General features: G+C 70.7%; 16 protein-coding genes. 11 read left to right on the forward strand and 5 right to left on the reverse strand.

Features of this window, described 5'->3' with window-relative positions; all coding sequences use genetic code 11:
• The first annotated feature begins 30 nt into the window (after window positions 1-30).
• The 4 genes from IPJ17_11525 (at window position 31) to IPJ17_11540 (ending at window position 5,321) form a co-directional block, all read left to right on the forward strand.
• Window positions 31-1,059 (forward strand): asparaginase, encoded by a 1,029-nt coding sequence (locus IPJ17_11525; GenBank protein QQR72157.1) that lies wholly within the window; start codon window positions 31-33, stop codon window positions 1,057-1,059.
• Window positions 1,060-1,174: 115 nt separating this feature from the next.
• Window positions 1,175-2,614, forward strand: a complete 1,440-nt coding sequence (locus IPJ17_11530) for an FAD-binding protein (GenBank protein QQR72158.1) — start codon at window positions 1,175-1,177, stop codon at window positions 2,612-2,614.
• Window positions 2,611-3,621, forward strand: coding sequence for a D-alanine--D-alanine ligase (locus IPJ17_11535; GenBank protein ID QQR72159.1), 1,011 nt, complete (start codon window positions 2,611-2,613; stop codon window positions 3,619-3,621). Before IPJ17_11530 ends, IPJ17_11535 begins: the two co-directional genes overlap by 4 nt.
• A gap of 86 nt (window positions 3,622-3,707) precedes the next feature.
• Window positions 3,708-5,321 (forward strand): trypsin-like serine protease, encoded by a 1,614-nt coding sequence (locus tag IPJ17_11540; GenBank protein QQR72160.1) that lies wholly within the window; start codon window positions 3,708-3,710, stop codon window positions 5,319-5,321.
• A gap of 271 nt (window positions 5,322-5,592) precedes the next feature.
• Here the strand turns inward: IPJ17_11540 and IPJ17_11545 are convergent, their stop codons facing one another.
• Entirely contained in the window at window positions 5,593-6,396 is an 804-nt protein-coding gene (locus IPJ17_11545) for a hypothetical protein (protein QQR72161.1), read from the reverse strand.
• 168 nt (window positions 6,397-6,564) lie between these two features.
• Between IPJ17_11545 and IPJ17_11550 the strand changes: the two genes are divergently transcribed.
• The 3 genes from IPJ17_11550 to IPJ17_11560 are packed head-to-tail and all read left to right on the forward strand — an operon-like array spanning window position 6,565 to window position 10,095.
• Window positions 6,565-7,407, forward strand: coding sequence for an ABC transporter substrate-binding protein (locus IPJ17_11550; GenBank protein QQR72162.1), 843 nt, complete (start codon window positions 6,565-6,567; stop codon window positions 7,405-7,407).
• Complete coding sequence (locus tag IPJ17_11555; protein ID QQR72163.1) at window positions 7,404-8,105, forward strand: HAD-IA family hydrolase; 702 nt, start codon at window positions 7,404-7,406, stop codon at window positions 8,103-8,105. Before IPJ17_11550 ends, IPJ17_11555 begins: the two co-directional genes overlap by 4 nt.
• A 49-nt stretch (window positions 8,106-8,154) precedes the next feature.
• The gene (locus IPJ17_11560) at window positions 8,155-10,095 is read left to right on the forward strand and encodes a hypothetical protein (GenBank protein ID QQR72164.1); all 1,941 of its coding nucleotides are present in this window, start codon (window positions 8,155-8,157) and stop codon (window positions 10,093-10,095) included.
• Between the two features lie 17 nt (window positions 10,096-10,112).
• Here IPJ17_11560 and IPJ17_11565 read toward each other — a convergent pair whose 3' ends face one another.
• Complete coding sequence (locus tag IPJ17_11565) at window positions 10,113-10,508, reverse strand: cytidine deaminase (protein ID QQR72165.1); 396 nt, start codon at window positions 10,506-10,508, stop codon at window positions 10,113-10,115.
• Between the two features lie 78 nt (window positions 10,509-10,586).
• Here IPJ17_11565 and IPJ17_11570 point away from each other — a divergent pair, with 78 nt between their 5' ends.
• From IPJ17_11570 to IPJ17_11580, 3 genes are all read left to right on the forward strand, one after another.
• Window positions 10,587-13,007, forward strand: a complete 2,421-nt coding sequence (locus tag IPJ17_11570) for a SpoIIE family protein phosphatase (protein ID QQR72166.1) — start codon at window positions 10,587-10,589, stop codon at window positions 13,005-13,007.
• Between the two features lie 162 nt (window positions 13,008-13,169).
• Window positions 13,170-14,741: an HD-GYP domain-containing protein gene (locus tag IPJ17_11575; protein QQR72167.1), complete on the forward strand. Its 1,572-nt coding sequence runs from the start codon at window positions 13,170-13,172 to the stop codon at window positions 14,739-14,741.
• 40 nt (window positions 14,742-14,781) lie between these two features.
• Window positions 14,782-15,606: an SDR family oxidoreductase gene (locus IPJ17_11580; GenBank protein ID QQR72168.1), complete on the forward strand. Its 825-nt coding sequence runs from the start codon at window positions 14,782-14,784 to the stop codon at window positions 15,604-15,606.
• Between the two features lie 17 nt (window positions 15,607-15,623).
• Here IPJ17_11580 and IPJ17_11585 read toward each other — a convergent pair whose 3' ends face one another.
• From IPJ17_11585 to IPJ17_11595, 3 genes are read right to left on the reverse strand one after another with little or no spacing between them, the layout of a single operon-like run.
• Window positions 15,624-16,430, reverse strand: a complete 807-nt coding sequence (locus IPJ17_11585; protein ID QQR72169.1) for an MBL fold metallo-hydrolase — start codon at window positions 16,428-16,430, stop codon at window positions 15,624-15,626.
• On the reverse strand, window positions 16,427-16,924 hold the full coding sequence (locus IPJ17_11590) for a hypothetical protein (GenBank protein QQR72170.1): 498 nt from the start codon (window positions 16,922-16,924) through the stop codon (window positions 16,427-16,429). Before IPJ17_11590 ends, IPJ17_11585 begins: the two co-directional genes overlap by 4 nt.
• A 33-nt stretch (window positions 16,925-16,957) precedes the next feature.
• On the reverse strand, window positions 16,958-17,494 hold the full coding sequence (locus tag IPJ17_11595; GenBank protein ID QQR72171.1) for a DUF1697 domain-containing protein: 537 nt from the start codon (window positions 17,492-17,494) through the stop codon (window positions 16,958-16,960).
• Window positions 17,495-17,669: 175 nt separating this feature from the next.
• Here IPJ17_11595 and IPJ17_11600 point away from each other — a divergent pair, with 175 nt between their 5' ends.
• On the forward strand, window positions 17,670-18,761 hold the full coding sequence (locus tag IPJ17_11600; GenBank protein ID QQR72172.1) for a hypothetical protein: 1,092 nt from the start codon (window positions 17,670-17,672) through the stop codon (window positions 18,759-18,761).
• Window positions 18,762-18,822: the final 61 nt, after the last annotated feature.

Consider the following 18,822-nt stretch of genomic DNA (forward strand, 5'->3'; position numbering starts at 1 on the left):
GGCGTCGCGCTGGCGCGCCGGAGACCCACGATGTTCGCGCCGGTCGCCCGGCTCGTCCGCAACCAGCTCTCCGAGTCGTGGCATCTCGGCGCCGCCGCCGTGGCGCGACCTGGCGGCGAGCTCGTCGCCCGGATCGGCGACCCGCAGCTTCCGGTCTACCTCCGTTCGTCGGCCAAGCCGTTCCAGATCCAGCCGCTGCTCGCCGCGGACGGGGAAATGCGCTTCGCTCTCGACGACGCCGACCTCGCGCTGATCTGTGCCTCTCACAGCGGCACGGAGGAGCACGCGGCGCGCGCGCTGTCACTGCTCGAACGCGGCGGGTTCACCGTCGCCGACCTGCTCTGCGGAGCCCATCCGCCGCTCGACCCGGAAGTGGCTGCGGCGCTTGCCGCGCGCGGCCCGGTCGCCGGGACGCCGACGCCGCTCCACAACAACTGCTCGGGCAAGCACGCCGGCATGTTGCTCGCCTGTCGAGCCCTCGGGCTGCCAACCGCCGACTACATCGATCTCGCACACCCGCTGCAGCGGCAGATCCTCGCGGTGCTCACCGCCGTGACCGGGCTCGAGGAGCGTGAGATCCAGGCGGGCGTCGACGGCTGCAGCGCCCCGGCCTTCTACCTGAGCCTCGCGGCAGGAGCGCGGGCTTACGCGGCGCTCGCCGATCCTCCGGCGGCGGGTCTGCGGGAACCTCTCGCGCGCGGCCTGGCGCGGGCCGCCGAGGCGATGACCGCGGTGCCGGAGATGGTCGCCGGGCCGCGGCGGTTCACCACCGCGCTGATGCGCGAGACCGGCGGGCGGATCCTCGGCAAGGAGGGTGCGGAGGGGGTCTACGGCCTGGCGATCCGCGGACCGGTGGCCCTCGGCGTGCTGCTGAAGATCGCCGACGGCGGCGAACGTGCCCGCGACGCCGTCGTGCTTGAGCTGCTGGCCCAGCTCGGGGCGGTGTCGGGCGAGGAGCTCGAGCGGTTGGCGGCGTTCCGTCGCCTGCCGCAGCGCAACCATCGGGGGATCCTCGTGGGCACGATCGAACCCGACCTCGAGCTCGAGCCTCCCCAGTGACCGGGTGCAGAAGCGGCGCGAGCCGCGATCGCCCTTGCCCCTCCGCGTGCGCTCGGAGAGAATCGCCGCGCCGCGGCCTGTCGTCGTGGCCGTCACCCGGGAACTCTCCGTTGCAATGAGCGAATCTTCCGACTCCTTTTCGATCGCCGCCGGCGTTCAAGCCCTGGCGCGCCACTTCGGCGAGCTCGTCTCGCTCGAGGAGGGCGAACGGCGAGCCTTCGAAACCGATTTCGGTCGCTGGCGAACCCAGGTGCCGGCGGCGGTGGCGCGCTGTCGCACGGCTGCCGAGGTGGCCGCCGTCGTCCGCTTCTGCCGCGAACACCGCCTGCCGATCGCGCCGCGCAGTCAGGGGCACACCCAGAGCGGCCAGTCGCTCACCGCCGGCGTGTTGATCGACAGCGCAGCGATGAACCGCATCCTCGCCATCGACGAGGCGGGCGGGTGGGCCGACTGCGAGGCCGGTGTGGTGTGGCGCGACCTGGTCGTCGAAGCGACCGGGCGCGGCCTGATCCCGCCGGTGCTGACGAACAACCTCAGTGTCACGGTCGCCGGCACGACCTCGGTCGCCGGGCTCGGCGTGGCGTCGTTCCGGCACGGCACGCAGGCCGACAACGCGCTCGAGATCGAGTGCGTCACCGGCGACGGCGAGATCCACCGCTGCTCGCGCGAGCGCGAGCCCGAGCTCTTCGACATGGTGCGTTGCAGCCTCGGACAGATCGGCGTCATCACTCGCGTTCGCACCCGCCTCCGCCCGGTCGAGCCGCGCGTCCGCCTCTACACCCTCGTCTACGACGATCTCGGGCGCTTCATGGACGACGCGCGGCGCGTCATGGACCCGGCCGACTCGACGTTCGCCACGCTCGGCGGCATCTGCTCGCCCGCGCCGATGGGCTTCCGCCGCATCGGCGAGGGGATGGAGCTCGGCAAGGGGATGATCGGCTACGGGCTCTGGCTGTATCCGATGTACCTCACGGTCGAGTACGCGCCGGGCGCCGAGCCGAACGACCGCGAGGTCCTGTCGGGGCTCTCGCCGTGGCGCCACGTCCAGACGCAGGACATGACCGCCCTCGAGTTCGCCCGCCGGATGGAGCCGATGTTCGAGGCGTGGAAGCTCTCGGGCTACTGGGACCAGCCTCACCCCTGGATGGAGGTGACGCTGCCCTGGGAGGTCGCTCGCGAGTACATCGAGACGGTGCTCGCCAACCTGCCTCCGGGGGCGCTCGGGCCGGGCGGTCACGTGCTGCTCTGGCCGGCACGCACGGTGACTTCGAGCGTGCCGCTGTTCAAGCACCCGGGGGGCGAGGTCGTGCTCGGCTGGGGGATCCTCGGTTCGGTGGTGCCGTCCAAGCTCGACGAGATGCTGGCGCAGCTCGACATGGCCTCCGAGCTCGCCATCGCCTATGGCGGGAAGCGCTATCTTTCGGGATACGTGACCTTCGACACCCCGGAGCGCTGGGCCGCCCACTACGGAGAGACCTGGTCGCGCCTCTGTGCGGCGAAGCGCCGCTGGGACCCAGACCACCTGCTCGCCCCCGGCTTCATCCGCTACGCATGAGCCGCGTCATCGTTCTCACCGGTGGATCGACTCCGGAGCGCGACGTCGCGCTCGCCGGTGCCGCCCAGGTCGTCGGAGCGCTGCGGGACCGCGGCCACGAGGTCGCGGTGGCCGATACGGTGGAAGGCGTGCTCGACGAGGGCGGCGAGAACCGGTTGCTCGCCACGGCGGTCCGGAGCGAGCCCCCCACCCCCGCCGAGCTCGAGCGCCTCGCCGAGCGCGAGAACCTGCCGAGCCTGCTCAAGACCTCCGCCTTCGGTCGGGCGGACCTCGTCTTCCTGGTGCTCCATGGGCGCCAGGGCGAGGGCGGCGAAGTGCAGACGCTCCTCGAGATGGCCGGCCTGCGCTACACCGGGTCCGGCCCGGTGGGAAGCGCCCTGGCCATGGACAAGGAGGTCGCCAAGCGCCTCTTCCGCGACGGCGGGATTCCCACGCCCGATTGGGCGATGCTGCCGGCGACCGATGCGGACCTCGCGGCGCTCGGGCTCCCGCTGATCGTCAAGCCGCTCGCCGCGGGCTCCACCGTCGGTCTCTCGGTGGTCCGCGCCCTCGCCGACCTGCCAGCGGCGATCGCCACGGCGGCCGAAGTGGATCCCGAGGTGATGGCCGAACGGTTCCTGCCGGGACGAGAGTTCAGTGTCGGTGTGCTCGGCGACCGCGCCCTCGGCGTCGGCGAGATCGTGCCGCAGCACGAGATCTTCGATTACGAGTGCAAGTACACCCCGGGCATGTCGCAGGAGATCTTCCCGGCGGCGATCCCCGACGGCCTCACGGAGCGGATGCGTGCGCTGGCGCTCGCCGCCCACCGCTGCCTCAAGCTGCGCGACTTCTCGCGCGTCGACTTCCGGCTCGACGAGGCCGGGGCCCCGCACGTGCTCGAGGCGAACACCTTGCCGGGGATGACGCGGACGAGCCTCATGCCGCAGTCTGCCCGGGTGCTCGGCCTCGACTTCGCCGACCTGTGCGAGGCGATCGTGCGACAGGCGATGAGTCGACCGGTCCACTGAGGGCCGGGCGGCGATTCGGTTAGACTCGCCCGACGACTGACCCCGGCGACGGGCCCAGGCCCGCCGCCGCCAATTGGAGGACGCCGATGATTGTCGCTCGCCGTCTCGCTCTGCCGTTCGCCGTCCTGGCGCTGCTTTCCACCCATTCGCGTCTCCGCGGCGCTGAAGCCGCCGCCGACTCCGCGAGCGCTCCGGGCGCGACGATGCGAGTGGTGGATGGGTCGCGACCGATCTCCGACCGGATCGTCAACGGGAGCCTCGAGAACTTCCTGCCGGCGCTCGCCGCCGTGCGCGACGAGATCGGCACGCTCTGCAGCGGCACGATGATCGGCTGCCGCACGCTGCTGACCGCTGCCAACTGCTTCTGCTACGACTCGGCCACCGGAACCGAGCTGACCGGAACTGCCTGCCAGGCCCGGACCGACCTGCTCGCCCCGGGACGCTTCTCGGTGTTCCTGCAGCACGGTGGGATCTACGGCGTCGAGAAGATCGAGATCAACCCGAGCTACACCTTCGGCGAGGGCAGCGACATGGCGCTGGTCACGCTCTCGACGATTCCCGACGGCGTGCCGCCCCTGTCGATCAACCGCCTGCAGTCGCCGGCGGCGGACACGACGGCGCAGATCGCCGGTTTCGGTCGCGGTGCCGACGCCGCGGACTTCGGCCTCCGGCGCTCGGGCCTGGTCAAGACGGCCGCCTGCACCACGGTGCCGGCCGCTCGGAACCTTTGCTTCAAGTACGAGGATCCGATCGGCGCCCCGGGCACCGACAGCAACAGCTGCAACGGCGACGCCGGCGGTCCGCTGCTGGTCGACTTCGGTCAGGGGGTGCGGGTTGCCGGGATCATGTCGTCGGGCGAGAAGGGCGACTGCTCGGCTCCCGACCAGTCATGGAATACCGACGTCTTCGTCGATCGCAACTGGATCGAAGCGAAGGCCGGCAACGACGTGACGGCGACCACCTGCGGCTTCCTGCCGCAGGCCGGCCAGTCGGGGACGACCATTCACGCGGCGAGCGCGCTGCTCGGCGCCAACAACCCGGAGGATCGCTATTCGATCGTGGTCCCGGCCGGCACGGCGCTGCTGCGCCTGGCGATGAACGGCACCGAGTTCAGCGGCGATCCCGACCCGGACTTCGACCTCTACGCGCGCTTCGGTAGTGAGCCGACGACGTCCGTGTTCGACTGTAGGAGCGCCGGTCCGGGACTCCTCGAGTTCTGTGAGATCCAGAACCCCGACGCCGGCACCTGGAACGTCCTGGTGACCCGCGCTCGAGGAGAGGGGACCTACCAGCTGGTCTCGACCGAGTTCAACACCAGTCCGACGGTCTGCACTCCCGGGCCGACCACGCTCTGCCTCAACGACGCGGCGGGCGACAAGCGCTTCCGCGTCACCGTCGAGTTCGCCTCGCCGCCGCGGCAGCTCTCCGGTTCCGGCAAGGCGATCGCCCTCGACTCGCTCGGCGTCACGCGCGGCGGCCTCTTCTGGTTCTTCGGTGCCGACAATCCGGAGCTCCTCGTCAAGGTGCTCAACGGCTGCACGACCAACAACCACTTCTGGGTCTACCTGACGGCCGGGACCGACGTCGGGTACGTGGTGCAGATCACCGACACGCTCACCGGCCTGTCGCGTTCGTACAGCAACCGCGACGGCTCGCCGGCCCAGCCGCAGCAGGACGTCAACGCCTTCGCCTGCAACTGACCGCGAGCTCCGCTCGCAGCAGGCGAGCGGGCGGTTCTTCACGGCGGAGAGGAGCGATCCTCTCCGCCGTGCTCTTTCTGGGATCTCGCTGGCGGCGGAGCGTGACGCGCTGGGAGGCCGCCGGGGACGACGAACCGCCTCGCTTCGGCGGGTCCGATCGGACGACGGAATGATCCGAGGAGGGAGGAGCGGGTCCGTTCTGGCGAGAAACGAAAACGGCGAGGGGAGCGAGCCCCTCGCCGTTCCGGGATTCGATTCGTTCGAGCGGAGCCTAGCGACGGCGGGGAATTCGCCCAGCAGGCGGGATCGGCTCGGAGCCGAGGAACTGGATCTTGAAGTTCGAGTAGCGCCAGCCGAGTGTCCAGCCCTCGGGTCCTTCGGCGGCGTAGGAGGTGCCGAACTCGATGAACATCCAGGTCGTGTCGATCCGGTCGATGCCGTTCTCGGAGCTGAGGTTGCAGACCACGCTGCTGCCCTGGCTGATCTTCATCTCGAGGTAGCGGTCGACCGTGTCGTAGATGAAGTAGATGTGGTACTGCCCGCCCTCGGAGAGGTGACAGGGGACCTGCTCCTGGAGGCCGTACTCACCGTAATTGGGGTTCCAGTACCCGCCGGCGTTCGTCTCGTTCCACAGATGGTCGCTCGACCGCAGGTTCGGGTAAGCGATCATGTTGTCCCACGAACTGCCGTTGTTGAGCCAGAAGATCGAGTAGTAGAGGTTGCCCCAGTCGTAGTTCTCGTCGGTGCCGGGACCACGGCGCCCCATCACGAAGTCGAAGTCGATGACGATCTTGCGGAAGGTCTGCTCGCCGTCGAACCGCATGGTGTAGCGCCAGTTGTTGTTGCTGTATCCGGTCACCAGGTACTCGCCGGGGAGCTGGAAGACCACACCGCCGGAAGCCGACGTTCCGCCACCCAGCTCGACGGTCTGTTCGACGCTGCTGCTGGCCGAGGTGGAGATCCCTTGCGATTCGATCTCGGCGGGCTTCTGGGTCAGTTCGACGGTCGCCTGGGCAGCGAGCGGCGCGGCGGTGACGACGATCGCCAGGGCGAGGATGGAGGAGGTCGTTCTCATGGGCGGTATCTGCTCCCTTACAGGTCCTGGGGTCCTGCCGCGCAGTCAGCCTGCGGGGGCCCGGTTGCCGTTGTCGCCGCCGAGAGTAAGGGAAGATGTCCTTCAAGTGCAAGGCAGGGAGGCACTTCCCGCTCGGTACCGTGCCCTCTGATAGCCTTCGCCTCCGCCATGTCGACCCGCATTCGCATCGCCCACAGCCCCGACTCCGACGACGCCTTCATGTTCTACGCCCTCACCCAGGGGCGGCTCGACATCGCAGGCCTCGAGATCGACCACCTGCTCACCGACATCGAAACGCTGAATCAGGCGGCCTTCGCCGGGACCTACGAGGTCACCGCGCTGTCGTTCCACGCGTATGCCCGCTTGGCGGATCGCTACCAGATCATGCCCTCGGGGGCGAGCTTCGGCGACGGCTACGGACCGGTCGTCGTGTCGCGCACGGCATCGACGCGCGCAGCGCTGGCCGGAGCCCGGGTGGCGATCCCCGGCGAGTTGACGACCGCCCATCTCGCGCTGCGACTCTGGCAGCGCGACGTCGAGACGGTCCTGGTTCCCTTCGACCGGATTCTCGACGTGGTGGCCGCGGGCGAGGTGGATGCCGGGGTGGTCATTCACGAGGGACAGCTCACCTTCGCCGAAGCCGGGTTGACCGCCGTGACGGACCTCGGGGCCTGGTGGAAGAGCGAGACCGGACTGCCGCTGCCGCTCGGCTGCAACGGCATCCGTCGCGACCTCGACGAGCCGCTGAAGCTCCGGCTCTGCCGCCTGCTCACCGAGAGCATCGAGTACGCCCTGGCGCACCGCCAGGAGGCGCTGGCCTACGCGGTGCGCTACGCCCGCGAGCTCGAGGCCGATCCGGAGCGCAGCGATCGCTTCGTCGGCATGTACGTCAACGACTGGACGCGCGCGTACGGCGACGCCGGCCGCGCTGCGGTCCAGGCGCTGCTCGACCGCGCCCATGCTGCCGGCCTGCTGCCGCACGCGATCACCGCCGAGTTCCTCCCGGAGTGAACGCGACGCGGGGCATCGAAGCGATCGTCTTCGACCTCGACGGTACCCTCGTCGATTCGCGCGGCGATCTCGCCGCCGCAGTGGACGCGGTGCGCGCCGGCCTGGGCCTGCCCCCTCTCGCGCCCGGGGCGATCGAATCGATGGTCGGGGAGGGGGCGCGCCTCCTCGTCGAGCGGGCGCTGGGCGGCGAGCGCCGCAAGTCGGTCCTCGACCCGGCGATCGACGAGTTCTTCCGGCACTACGACCGGCTCTGCCTCGCGACGACGCGGCCCTACCCGGGGGTGGAGCCGGCGCTGGCGACCCTGGCGGCTCAGTGTCCGCTCGCCGTGTTGACCAACAAGCCGGAGCGATTCGCCGTGCGGATCGTCGAGGCGCTCGGCTTGGGGCGGTACGTTGCGACCGTGGTCGGTGGCGATTCGCTGGCGGTGCGCAAGCCCGACCCGGCGACGCTGCGCCATGTCGCGAGCTCGTTGGGGGTGGAGGTGCACCGGATCTTGATGGTCGGTGACAGCCGGATCGACGCCGAGGCCGCGGCGCAGGCCGGGTCGCTTTTCGTTCACGTTCGTTGGGGATACGGGCGCAACCAGGCTGCGGAGGAGGTCGGGGCGCTCGGCGGTCTCGACGACCCGGAGCGGATGGCGGAGCAGTTGACCGGCCTGCTCGCCGAACGGCGAGTGGCCAGCGCCGGAGCCATCTAGTCCCGAGGGTCCGGGCGGGGAGCGTCTGGGCGCAGGTCGGGAGAGCTCGATGGAGACCGGAGATCCAGGGTCGGTGGGCGTCGTCCAAGCCGTGGCGGGATGGCGGCGAAGCCTGGCACTCGTTGCCGTCTTTCTCCTGGCGCTTCTCGGGGCCTGGCTCTTCGCCGCGCGCGCGCCGGTTCTCGTCGACACCGACTCGTACTACCACCTCGCCGTCGCCCGCGTCCTGCGATTCGAAGGCTGGCCGGCGGAGTTCCGCTGGGCTCGTCTCAGTCTGCTCGGTCCACCGGGCGGTTTTCCCGACAAAGAGCCGCTGTTCCATCTCCTCCTGGCCCCCTTGGTCGGGGAGGGGCCGTCGACCGCCGGCGGCAGGCTGGGTCTTGCCCTCCTGGCTGCTGCCATCGCGGTGGCCATCGCCGTGCCGGCGCGGCGTCTCGTCGGTCCGGTCGGTTTGGCTCTCCCCTTCGCGCTCGTCCTGCTCGCGCTCGACGTGCCGGATCGGTTGATGCGGCTGCGACCCGAGCTTCTGTCGCTGCTCCTGTTGTTGCTGGCCGCCGAGCTCACCGCCCGGGGACGGGACCGACTCGTCGGCGCGGTCGCCTTCCTCTACGTGCTTTCCTACACCGCATTCCACCTGCTGCTGGCGCTCGTCGCCCTCTGGTTCCTCTGGCGGGGTCTGGTCGCGCGTCGATGGAGCTGGGCCCTACCGCTCTACGCGGGGCTGGGGACGGGCCTGGGTCTCCTGGTGCATCCGGCCTTCCCGCGCAACCTCGAGCTCTGGGCGGTGCAGAACGTCTTCCTCTTCGGTTTCGTCGAGAAGTTGGGCGCCGGGGGGCAGGAGCTGCGCTCGGCGACCTCCGCGGAGCTCTTGACGAAGAACCTCGGATGGTGGCTCGCCGCAGCGCTCGTCCTTGCGCTGCGCGGCCGCACGACCGCGGAGGATCCGGAATCGTCGCGGCACGAATTCTCGCCGTTTGCCGTCGGGGCGCTGGTCTTCGGCCTGATGTACGTGGCGATGTGGCGCTTCGGCGTCTACTTCTTTCCTTTCGCCACCCTGGCGCTGGCCGGCGACATCGCACGGCGACCGTTGGCGCGAGATCTCTCGCCGATCGGGTTGGGGAAGATCCCGACTCGGGTTGCTCTCGCGTCGTGCCTCGTGGTGTCGCTGCCTTCTGCCGTGGCGATGGGGCGCTACTTCCTCGACCGCTCGGCTCCGGGGCCGCCACGCGAGTTGGAATGGGCGGCCTTCGGACGGGCCGTCCCGGAGGGAGTGCGGGTCGCGGCCCCTTGGGCTCAGGCGGAGGCCTACCTCTGGTTCGCGCCGCAGGGGCGCTACCTCAACTTCCTCGATCCGATCCTGATGGCGATGCCATTCCCTCGCGAATCGGCGCTGGAGCGAGAGCTCTTCGCCGGTCGCGAGCCGGACCTGGCGCTCGCCATCCGCCTCGGCCTCGATTCGGAGTATCTGGCCTTCTCGCGATTCGCGGCGCCGGCGCGGTTGAGGGCGCGAGCCGAAGGTGACCCCCGCTTCGAGAGGGTCTACGCCGGATACAACCTGCTCTACCGGGTCCACAGGGGCCGCAACCGGGCGTTCCTGCTCGACTGGTCGGTGGGTCCAGCCGCGCCGCTCGGGGCCGAGGCGGGAGGCATCGCGGTGGCCTATCCCCGGGCCTCACCGGGCGCCGCGGCCGAGCTCGAGGGCTTCGTCGACGCGGGCCGCATCGGTCTCGCCGGCACCTGCGCGCGCTTCGTCGGCGCGCTGAACGTGCCGGCGGACGGGACGACGAGGTGGGAGCTCGCTCCCTACGGCCCGGCCTCCCTCGACGTCGACGGGCGAAGCGTCGTCGCGCTGAACGGCTCGTCCGGCGCGGTCCTCGGCGAGGGGGCGATCCTCGATCTCCCGCTCCCTGCCGGGGAGCATCGTCTCGAGGTGATTTCCTGTCCGGATCGGGAGAGCGGCCGCAACGGCTTCTACCTGCTGCGCCGCTGACCGGGCGCGCGACCGTCTCAGCCTGCCGGCGGCGCGAAGACGAAGGGCTCGGGGAAGATGACTCGCAACGTCGTTTCGCGCTGCTCGCCACGGAGATTGGCGAGCAGGATCGGCAGGTCGTCGCAGAACTCCTGGAGCGACTCGCGACACATCCCGCAGGGCGGGGTGAGCGGATCGGAGTCGGCCACGATGGCGACGGCGCGGAAGCGGCGATGTCCGGTGGCCGCAGCGGTGGTGATGGCGTTGCGCTCGGCGCAGATCGTCAGGCCATAGCTGCGGTTCTCGACGTTGCATCCGGCGACGATGGTGCCGTCCTCGCAGAGCAGCGCGGCACCCACCTTGAACCCGCTGTAGGGGGCATGGGCGTTGCGGCGTGCGGCGAAGGCGGCGTCGAGGAGCGGCTTCCAGTCCATGAACGGTCAATCTAGCATGGGGATGACCGCGTGGTAGGGTCGAAAACCTTGAGCCTGCAGACCTCGTAGGTGCCCAATATGACGACGGCCGATCGTTCGTGGCGCCCGATTGCCGGCTGGCTGCTCGCCGGCGTCGTCGGTGCCCTGCTTCTCGCCTGGGGTTTCCCCCGTGCCTACCCCTTCTTCCCGCAGGACTGGACGATCTCCCGCAGCCAGGCGACCGGGATCGCCCTCGAGCGACTGCGCGACCTCGGCGAGCTTCCGGATCACCCGTACGTCGTCACTCGTCTCGACGACGACCCGCTCGTCGACCGGCGGCTCTTTCTCGCCTTCGCGGAGCGCCCGCGCCAGGAGGTCCTGGCGAGTTGGCCGGCTCGCCAGGCGGTGATCTGGGAAGTGACTGTGTACCGTCCGGCGGCGCGGCCGGACGACTGGACCTACCGCGTGCGGGTCGCGTCGGACGGGCGCCTGGTGGAGATGCGCCTGCGACTGCCGCGCGATCAGCAGGGCGAGGCGGTCGATCCGGCAGCCGCTCGGCTTCGCGCCGACGAGCTCCTGCGCGCCCAGGGGTTCGATCTCACGGCGTTCGAGGAGCCGGAAGTCCGGAGCGAGCAGCTCGCGGCGCGAACCGATCGCACGCTGCGCTATCCCATGCGCGAGCGCTCGGCGGGTCCGCGCGTCCGCTACGGGATCGACGTCGTCTTCGCCGGCGACCGCCTCGCCGGCTTCGGCAGCTGGATCGACGATCCCGACAAGTCGGCGTTCGAGCAACTCCTCCAGGTGCCGACGCTTTTCGCCAATCTGAACTTCTTCTCGATCTTCCTGGTGATGCCGGTCATCGGCTTCTTCTTCATGCGGCGATACCACGCCGGCGAGGTCGGCGTGCAGCGGGCGGTGCAGATCTTCGTCCTCAGCCTGATCGCCAGTGCGGCGATGCTGGCGATCTGCCTCGGCCCGGCGACCCAGGGCTTCCAGTTCGGTGCGCTCTCCCGATCGCAGGTGGCCTGGATCTGGGGCGCGCAGATGATCTTCGTCTTCTTCCTGCCCCAGGGACTGATCAGCGGGGTGAGCTGGGCGGTCGGCGAGTCGTTCTGCCGCGAGCGGTGGGGCGCCAAGCTCGCCGCGTTCGACGCGCTCTGGCAGCGGCAGTGGGGCAATGCCACGGTCGCCGACGCCTCGCTGCGCGGCCTCGCGGCCGGACTGGTGCTGGCCGGTCTGACGACGGTCGGTCAGCTCCCGCTCCAGCGGCTCGGCGTCTCGGGGCCCTCCGGATTCCAGCTCGGCCCGTGGTGGGACGACGCCAGTCTGCCCGGTGTGGCGCTGGTGCTCTTCTCCGTCGCGTTCACGCTCTACTTCGAGCTCTTCGGCCGCCTCTTCCTGCTCTCGGCCTTCGCGCGGCGGCTGGGGAAGATTGGAGCCGGTCTGCTGGTCACGGTCCTCACGGCGGTGCTGTTCTTCCCGCCGATCACCGTGCTGCCGTTCGGCTGGTCGCTGCCGTTCTGGCTGGCCTGGGCCGGTGCGCTCACCTTCCTGTTCCTGCGTTTCGATCTGCTGACGACGATGGTGGCGAGCTACACGGCGCGCGTCGCTCTCGGGGCGATGCCGTTCCTCTCCGCGGCGAACCCGTCGCTCGAGCTCCAGGGCGCGCTCGCCTTCGCCTCGTGCGCCGTGCCGCTGTTGTTGTCGCTGCGGCACCTCGGCAGCGGCGTCGAATTCGTCTATCGCTGGGACGACGTACCGCCGCACGTGCGCCGCATCGCCGATCGCGAGCGTCAGCGCGTGGAGCTCGAAACGGCCCGCAACATCCAGAGCTCGATCCTGCCGGAGCTGCCGCCGCAGCTCAACGGAGTCGAGATCGCCCACGCCTACCGTCCCGCGACCGAGGTCGGCGGCGACTTCTACGACGTGCTGGCGCTCGAGGACGGCCGGCTGGCGCTGGCGGTGGGCGACGTCGCCGGGCACGGCGTGTCGAGCGGTCTGGTGATGTCGATGGCCAAGTCGGCCCTGGCCGTGCAGGTGACCTTCGATCCGGAAGTGGCGGCAGTCTTTGCCACGCTCAATCGAATGGTCTTCCAGAGCGCCCGCAAGCGGCTGCTCGCGACGCTCTGCTACGCGGTGCTCGATCCGCGCCGGCGTGAGCTGCAGTTCGCCAGCGCCGGACACCTCTTCCCGTACCGCGTCTCGTCGGTGGGGAAGGTGGATGCACTGGAGTCGATCGCTTATCCGCTCGGCGTGCGACCGACGATCGAGGTTACGCCGCGGATGGCGCGGCTCGAAGCGGGCGACCTGGTGGTGCTCTTCAGCGACGGAGTGGTCGAAGCGCGTCCCGAGGCGAGCGAGGATCTCTACGGGTTCGAACGGCTCGAGCAGAGCCTGGCCCGGCATGCCGGCAAGAGCGCCGGGGCGGTGCGCAACGGTCTGCTCGCCGACCTCGCCCGGCACGTGGGCGACGCTCCGCGCGAAGACGACCTCACCCTGTTGGTGTTGCGCGTCCCCTGATCCGCCGCCTCCGGCGAGCCGATACCACCGGGGAGAGGGCCCGGCGCGCCCAGTTGGCACTTCGATCCGGCAGAATCGAGCCGAATCGGGGTCCGTTGTCGTAGGCTCTTGTCGGAGGTCGGCTCGGGGGGGGACCGCAGCCGGCGCTTCCGCCGGAAGTCCATGTCTATCTCGTTCTCGTCGATCGGCCAGACGAACCTCTCCGTTCGCCTGTTGCGCCTCCTCCTTTCCGCGGCGGCCAGCCTGGCCGCCAACCTCGCCAGTCTTCATGTCGCCCCCAGCGGTGCCCTCGCGGCCATCGACTGGACGACGGCCACCCACGTCTTGCTGGCGCATCTCTTCGGCATCGCCGGGCTCGTCGGCAGCCTCGGCGCGGAGATCACCGTGGCGCTTTCCCGCGGCATCGGCCTCTGGCCGATGGCCTCGCTCGGACCCCTCGCCGAGGCGTTGCCGGCGGTGGCGGTGATCCTGGTCTTCTCGCACGGCAGGCGCCTGGCTCGCTGGTTGCCGGACCTTCGTTCTTACCTCGCGTTGGCGCTCGTGGCGATCGTCGGCGGAGCCGTTTCCGGCTGGCTGGCGACGCGGGTGACCTTCGGCCTCTGGCACCCGCAGGCCGGCTGGATCTGGAGCGCGGGGATCGCCACCGGGATCCTCTTGATCGTCCCTCCCGTCGCGGCCTTCGCCGGCAGGATCCGTCATCCCTGGGCGGTTCGTCTCCTCGCCGATCACGCGGCAATCGCGGGGCCGGACGCGGAGCGCTCGGCCGTGTCGTCGCTGCCCTCGCCGCGGGAGATCGTCGCCGGCGCCCTGGCGTTGTCTGCCGTGACCGCGGTCGCGCTCTTCGCCGTGCGCGCCCTGCCGCAGGCCGAGCCCTGGGTCAATCTGCTCTTCGTCTTCCCGATTCTGCGAGGCACCGCGGTGGCTGGCCTGCAGGGCGGTCTCTACGGCGGCTCGCTGGTCGGTCTGGTCTTCGTCTTCGCGCGCACGCTGCTGGTGCCGGGCGGACAGGCTGGGCAGTCGCATCAAGAGGCGATGGCGCTGTTCCCGGCGCTGCTGATGTTCTGTCTGCTCGGTGCCGTCGTCGGTGCCCTGCGCGACCGGGAGCTGGCGCTCAACCGCTCGCTCGAGCGAGCCAATCGGCTCTTGCGGGAGGACCTCGAGCGGTCGGTGCGCGCGCTGACCGCGGCGATCGAGGCCAAGGACGCCTATACCGAGGGGCACGTCGGCAGGGTGCAGCGCTATGCCGAGGCGGTCGGCCGTTGCCTGGCCCTGCCGGAGGCGGAGCAGCAGGCGCTTCGCTGGGCGAGCATTCTTCATGATGTCGGGAAGATCGGCGTGCCGGAGCAGGTCTTGAACAAGCCGGGAGCCCTGAACGGGGAGGAGCGGGCGGCGATCGAGCGTCACGCCGAGCTCGGAGCGCGGATCCTCGCCAACGTTTCGGGGATGGAACGGGTCGCCGACTTCGTCCTGCACCATCAGGAGCGTTTCGACGGGCGGCGGGACGGGCAGTTCCCGGGCTATCCCCACGGGCTTGCCGGGGAGGAGATTCCGCTCGGCGCGAGGATCATCGCGGTCGTCGACGCCTTCGATGCGATGACCACCGACCGGCCCTATCGCCGGAAGCGTTCGTTCAGCGACGCGGTGGCCGAGCTCCGGCGCGAGACCGGTCGACAGTTCGACCCGCGGGTGATCGAGGCGTTCCTGAGCGGACTCGACGAGCAGTCCTGGGCGTAGGTCGGGTGGTGCTCGTGGGCGGGTGGTCTCGAGGGCGTCCGTGAGGCCCCGGCGTGTCTTCATCACCGGCGGCGCCTCGGGGTTGGGGCGCGCTCTCGCCGAGCGCTATGCCCGCGCCGGCTGCCGGGTGGCGATCGGCGACTTCGACGCGGAGCGCGGCGCCGAGGCGCTCTCCGCGCTGCACCACCTCGGTGCCGAGGCCGTCTTCTTGCGATGTGACGTGCGGCACGAGAGCGATCTCGAGGCGGCGGCCACCGAGCTCGAGGCAAGCTGGGGGGGCGTCGATCTGGTGATCAACAACGCCGGCGTCGCCGCTGCCGGCGACATCGCGGCGCTGCCGCTCGCCGACTGGCTGTGGATCGTCGACATCAACCTGCTCGGGGTGGTGCGCGGCTGCCGCGCCTTCGTCCCGCGGCTGCGGCGACAGGGCGGCGGGCAGTTGGTCAACGTCGCCTCGATGGCTGGGCTCGTCCACCCGCCGCTCATGTCGGCCTACTGCGCCACGAAGGCCGGCGTGGTGGCGCTCTCCGAGTCGCTGCGGCTCGAGCTGGCGGCGGACCGCATCGTGGTGTCGGTCGTCTGCCCGGCGTTCTTCCGCACCCGCCTGACCGAGACGATGCGGGCTGCGGACGCCGGCCTGGAAGGCCTCACCGGTGAGCTGGTGACGAAGGCGCGCCGCAGCGCCGACGAAGTCGCCGAGCAGGTCTTCCGCGGCGTCGAGCGCGGCGACTTCTGGATCCTCACCCATCCCGAAGGTCGTCTCGCCTGGATGGGCAAGCGCCTGCTGCCGTTCCGGCTCTACTCGTGGAGCGTTCGGCTCGCGGCTCGCCGGATGATGCGGCGGCCGGGCGCGACGCGCCGCTGAGCCGCGCGATCAGCCGCTCAGAGATCGAGGGCGATCGTCTCGCCCGGAAGCACCCAGCGGACGTCGCACGGCAACTCGCCCGTGGCGAGCGTCGCGCGGGCCGTCGCCGGCGGCTCGGAGAAGTGCCCCCAGCCCTCGTAGTGGATCGGCACGACCACCTTCGCACCCACGGCGATGGCGACGCGCGCGACCTGACGGGCGCGCATCGTGTAGCGCACCGGTCCGGAGAGGGCGAAGCGGGCACCACCGAGGTGGAGGAGCGCGGTGTGCACCCGCAGTCGCCGGCCGATCTCGTCGAGACCGCGGAAGCGCACCGTGTCGCCGCTGACCCAGAGCCCGCCGTCGCGCTGACCGTCCCACTCGAGGAAGAAGCCGGTCACCGCGCCGACGAGCGGCAGGCTGCCGGGTGGGCCATGACGCGCCGGCGTCGCAGTGATCCGCAGCGTCGTGCCGTCGTCGGCGCGCAGCTCGGCCTGCTCCCAGGTGGCGAGGCCGCGAGCCGAACCGCCGAGCCGGCGCGCACCAACCGGCGTCGTGAAGATGGCTGGCACCTGGCCGAGCAGGGCGCGTCCGGCGGTGTCGAGGTTGTCCTGGTGCTCGTCGTGACTGAGCAGCACGGCGGAGAGCGGGCCGATCCGCTCGATCGGGATCGCCGGTGCCGTGGTCTTGGTCATGACCAGGGGGACGAGGCCGAGCGCGCGCAGGACGTATCGCCCGCCGGGCGGGTCGAAGACCGGGTCGGTCAGCAGGCGGAACGGTCCGATGTCGATCAGGGTGGTCGCCGCGCCGATCAGGGTGATCCGGCAGGGCGCGAGAGCGGTCACGAGGCGCCCTTTCGCGGTGGGGTGTCGGACCAGAACCAGGCCTCGAGCCCTGGCTGGGCCGTCTCGACGCCGCGCGGCCGGACGAGGCAGGTCAGGCGCGGGCCGTTGTCGAGGTCCGAGCCGATGGCGCACCAGGCCTCGAGGGGTCTGTCGCTGGTCGGACCTCCTTCGAGGTCGACCGTCAGAATGCGGATCCGGTCGGCGGTGCGCTCCTCGATTCGCGCCGTCCCGGTCGAACGCGCGGCGCCGATCGTCCGGACGAGTCGCAGGCGACCGCCGTCGACGGCCACCTCCATCGCTCCCGAGTAGGCCGCTCCGCCGCCGGGGGCGCGGCCGATCAGCTCGTAGTGTCCGGCGAAGTAGGCGAGCAGGTCGGCGTCGGCCTCCTCGGCGACGATCGGGCCGATGGCGAGCGCAGCGAGCAGGGCGAGGGCCAAGACCACTCCCCACCGACTGCCGGCGACACGGTGCGATCGATCGACCTCTCGTTCCATGGCGTAGGTCTCCCGTTCGTCTTCGGCGGAGGGTCAGGTGAAACGCGCCGCGAGCTTGGTCACGGTCGTCCGGTTGCGCACCGTCGCCGGCATGCCGAGCGTCTTTTCGAGGTGGGCGCCGGACAGCGTCGACTCGGAGAAGCGCTTCCGACAGAGCCACCAGGCCTCGCGCCCGACGACGCGCAGCAGATCGTCGGGTGTGCCGGACGCCTCGAAGCGGCGGATCGTCTCGGCGTCGGGGGCGTTCGGCAGGAAGCCGACGTAGATGGCGTGAACCGCACCGGCAGCCGCGTCGGCGAAGGGTTCCGCGCGAGCGATCGCTGCGAGCTCGGCGGGGGTGCGCACGAAGGTCGCGACCTCGTACCCCAACCCCTTGCGGAGAAACGCCTCGATCCGCCGCTCGAGGGCGGGGGTGTCGCGCGACGCCGACTCGAAGAGGACGTTGCCGCTGGCGATGACCGTCTCGGCCCCGGTGAGCCCCGCCTGCTCGAAGAGCCCCCGAAGGGTTGCCATCTTGACCGTATGACCGCCGACGTTGATGGCGCGCAGGAAGGCGACGTAGCGGGGCATGACGGGAGGCTCCGATTCGGACGTGGCGAGTCTAGTGCGGAAGCCGACCGGCGACGAGACCGGCGGTCGCAGCTGCCACAAGGAACGAACGGCAACCTGTGGCGCCGGGCCGCGTAGAGTGAAGGGGTCGCGGCGTGTCGCCGCGAGCCAACCGACGACAGCGAGGGTCTTGCCGATGCGAATCTCCCCTGCTCCGAGGCTGCTCTCTGCCGGCCTCGGTGTTCTCGCCCTGGCCGGCGTGGTCGCGGCGGCGCCCTGTCCGTCGACCTCGACGCCCGCGGAGATCCCGCTCTCCGGGGTCCGCCCGTTTGCCCTGGCGTTCGACGGAGCCCGGCTCTGGGCGACCGATTTCCAGGGGGACCGGCTGTTGGCGCTCGATCCGGTGAGCGCGGCGATCCTCCTCGACACGACCGTGGCCGGTGGGCCGCCGATCCTCGACGGACGCGACCTCGTGCTCGAAGGCGAGAATGTCTGGGTGGCCAGCCAGGGCGACGGCGGCGTGTTCCGCGTGCGTCGCGCCGATGCCGTCGTGACCTACCAGACCGACGTGGGCTCGGAGGCGAGCGGCCTCGCCTTCGACGGCACGCACCTCTGGGTGAGCAACCGGTTGACCAACGAGGTGACCCGCTTCCTGGCGAGCGACGGCAGCGGCGTGCGAACGCTCGACCTCACCGACTCGGCGGGCGGCGTGCAGCAGCTCGCCTGGGACGGGATCTGTCTCTGGGCGCTCAACGGACCGAGCGATCGTCTCTACGAGCTCGGCGTGGCGGGCGACGGGTCGCCCCTACTCGTCGAGACGATCGACCTGGGGGTCGTGACCGACGCCCGCAGCCTGTTCTGGAGCTCACCGTACCTCTGGGTGGGCGACCGGGCGGCGCGCCGGCTGCTGCGCTACCGTGTCTCGGGTGGGACGCCAGGGGGGCCTTGCCTCGGGCGCGTCCTCGCCCTCGACGGCTGGATCGACCTGCCGGCGATCAACCCTCTCGACGTCACGGCGCTGGCCGCCGCCGGGCCGTTCCTCTTCGCCGCCGACGGCACGAACGACCTGCTCGAGCAGATCCCGCGCGACGGGGGGAACGCCACCTTCTCCGTCCTCGGCCCGGACGCCACGCCCGTCGGGCTCGCCGCGACTCGCGGCTGGCTCTGGTCGGCCAACTACGGCGGCAGCTCGCCGTCGAGCGGTCGCTCGATCGCGCGAGTGCCATTGCTCGGCTGGGCCTCGTTCGAGGACGGAGCGGTCGACACCTGCTGGCTCGGCGCGAGCTGACACGCTTCGAGCTGGGCTCGCGCCGGCCGGCGGGCGCTTGCCTCGCTCTCCGGGACGTCCT

Source organism: Holophagales bacterium (genome assembly GCA_016699405.1).
Taxonomy (GTDB): Bacteria; Acidobacteriota; Thermoanaerobaculia; order Multivoradales; family JAGPDF01; genus JAAYLR01.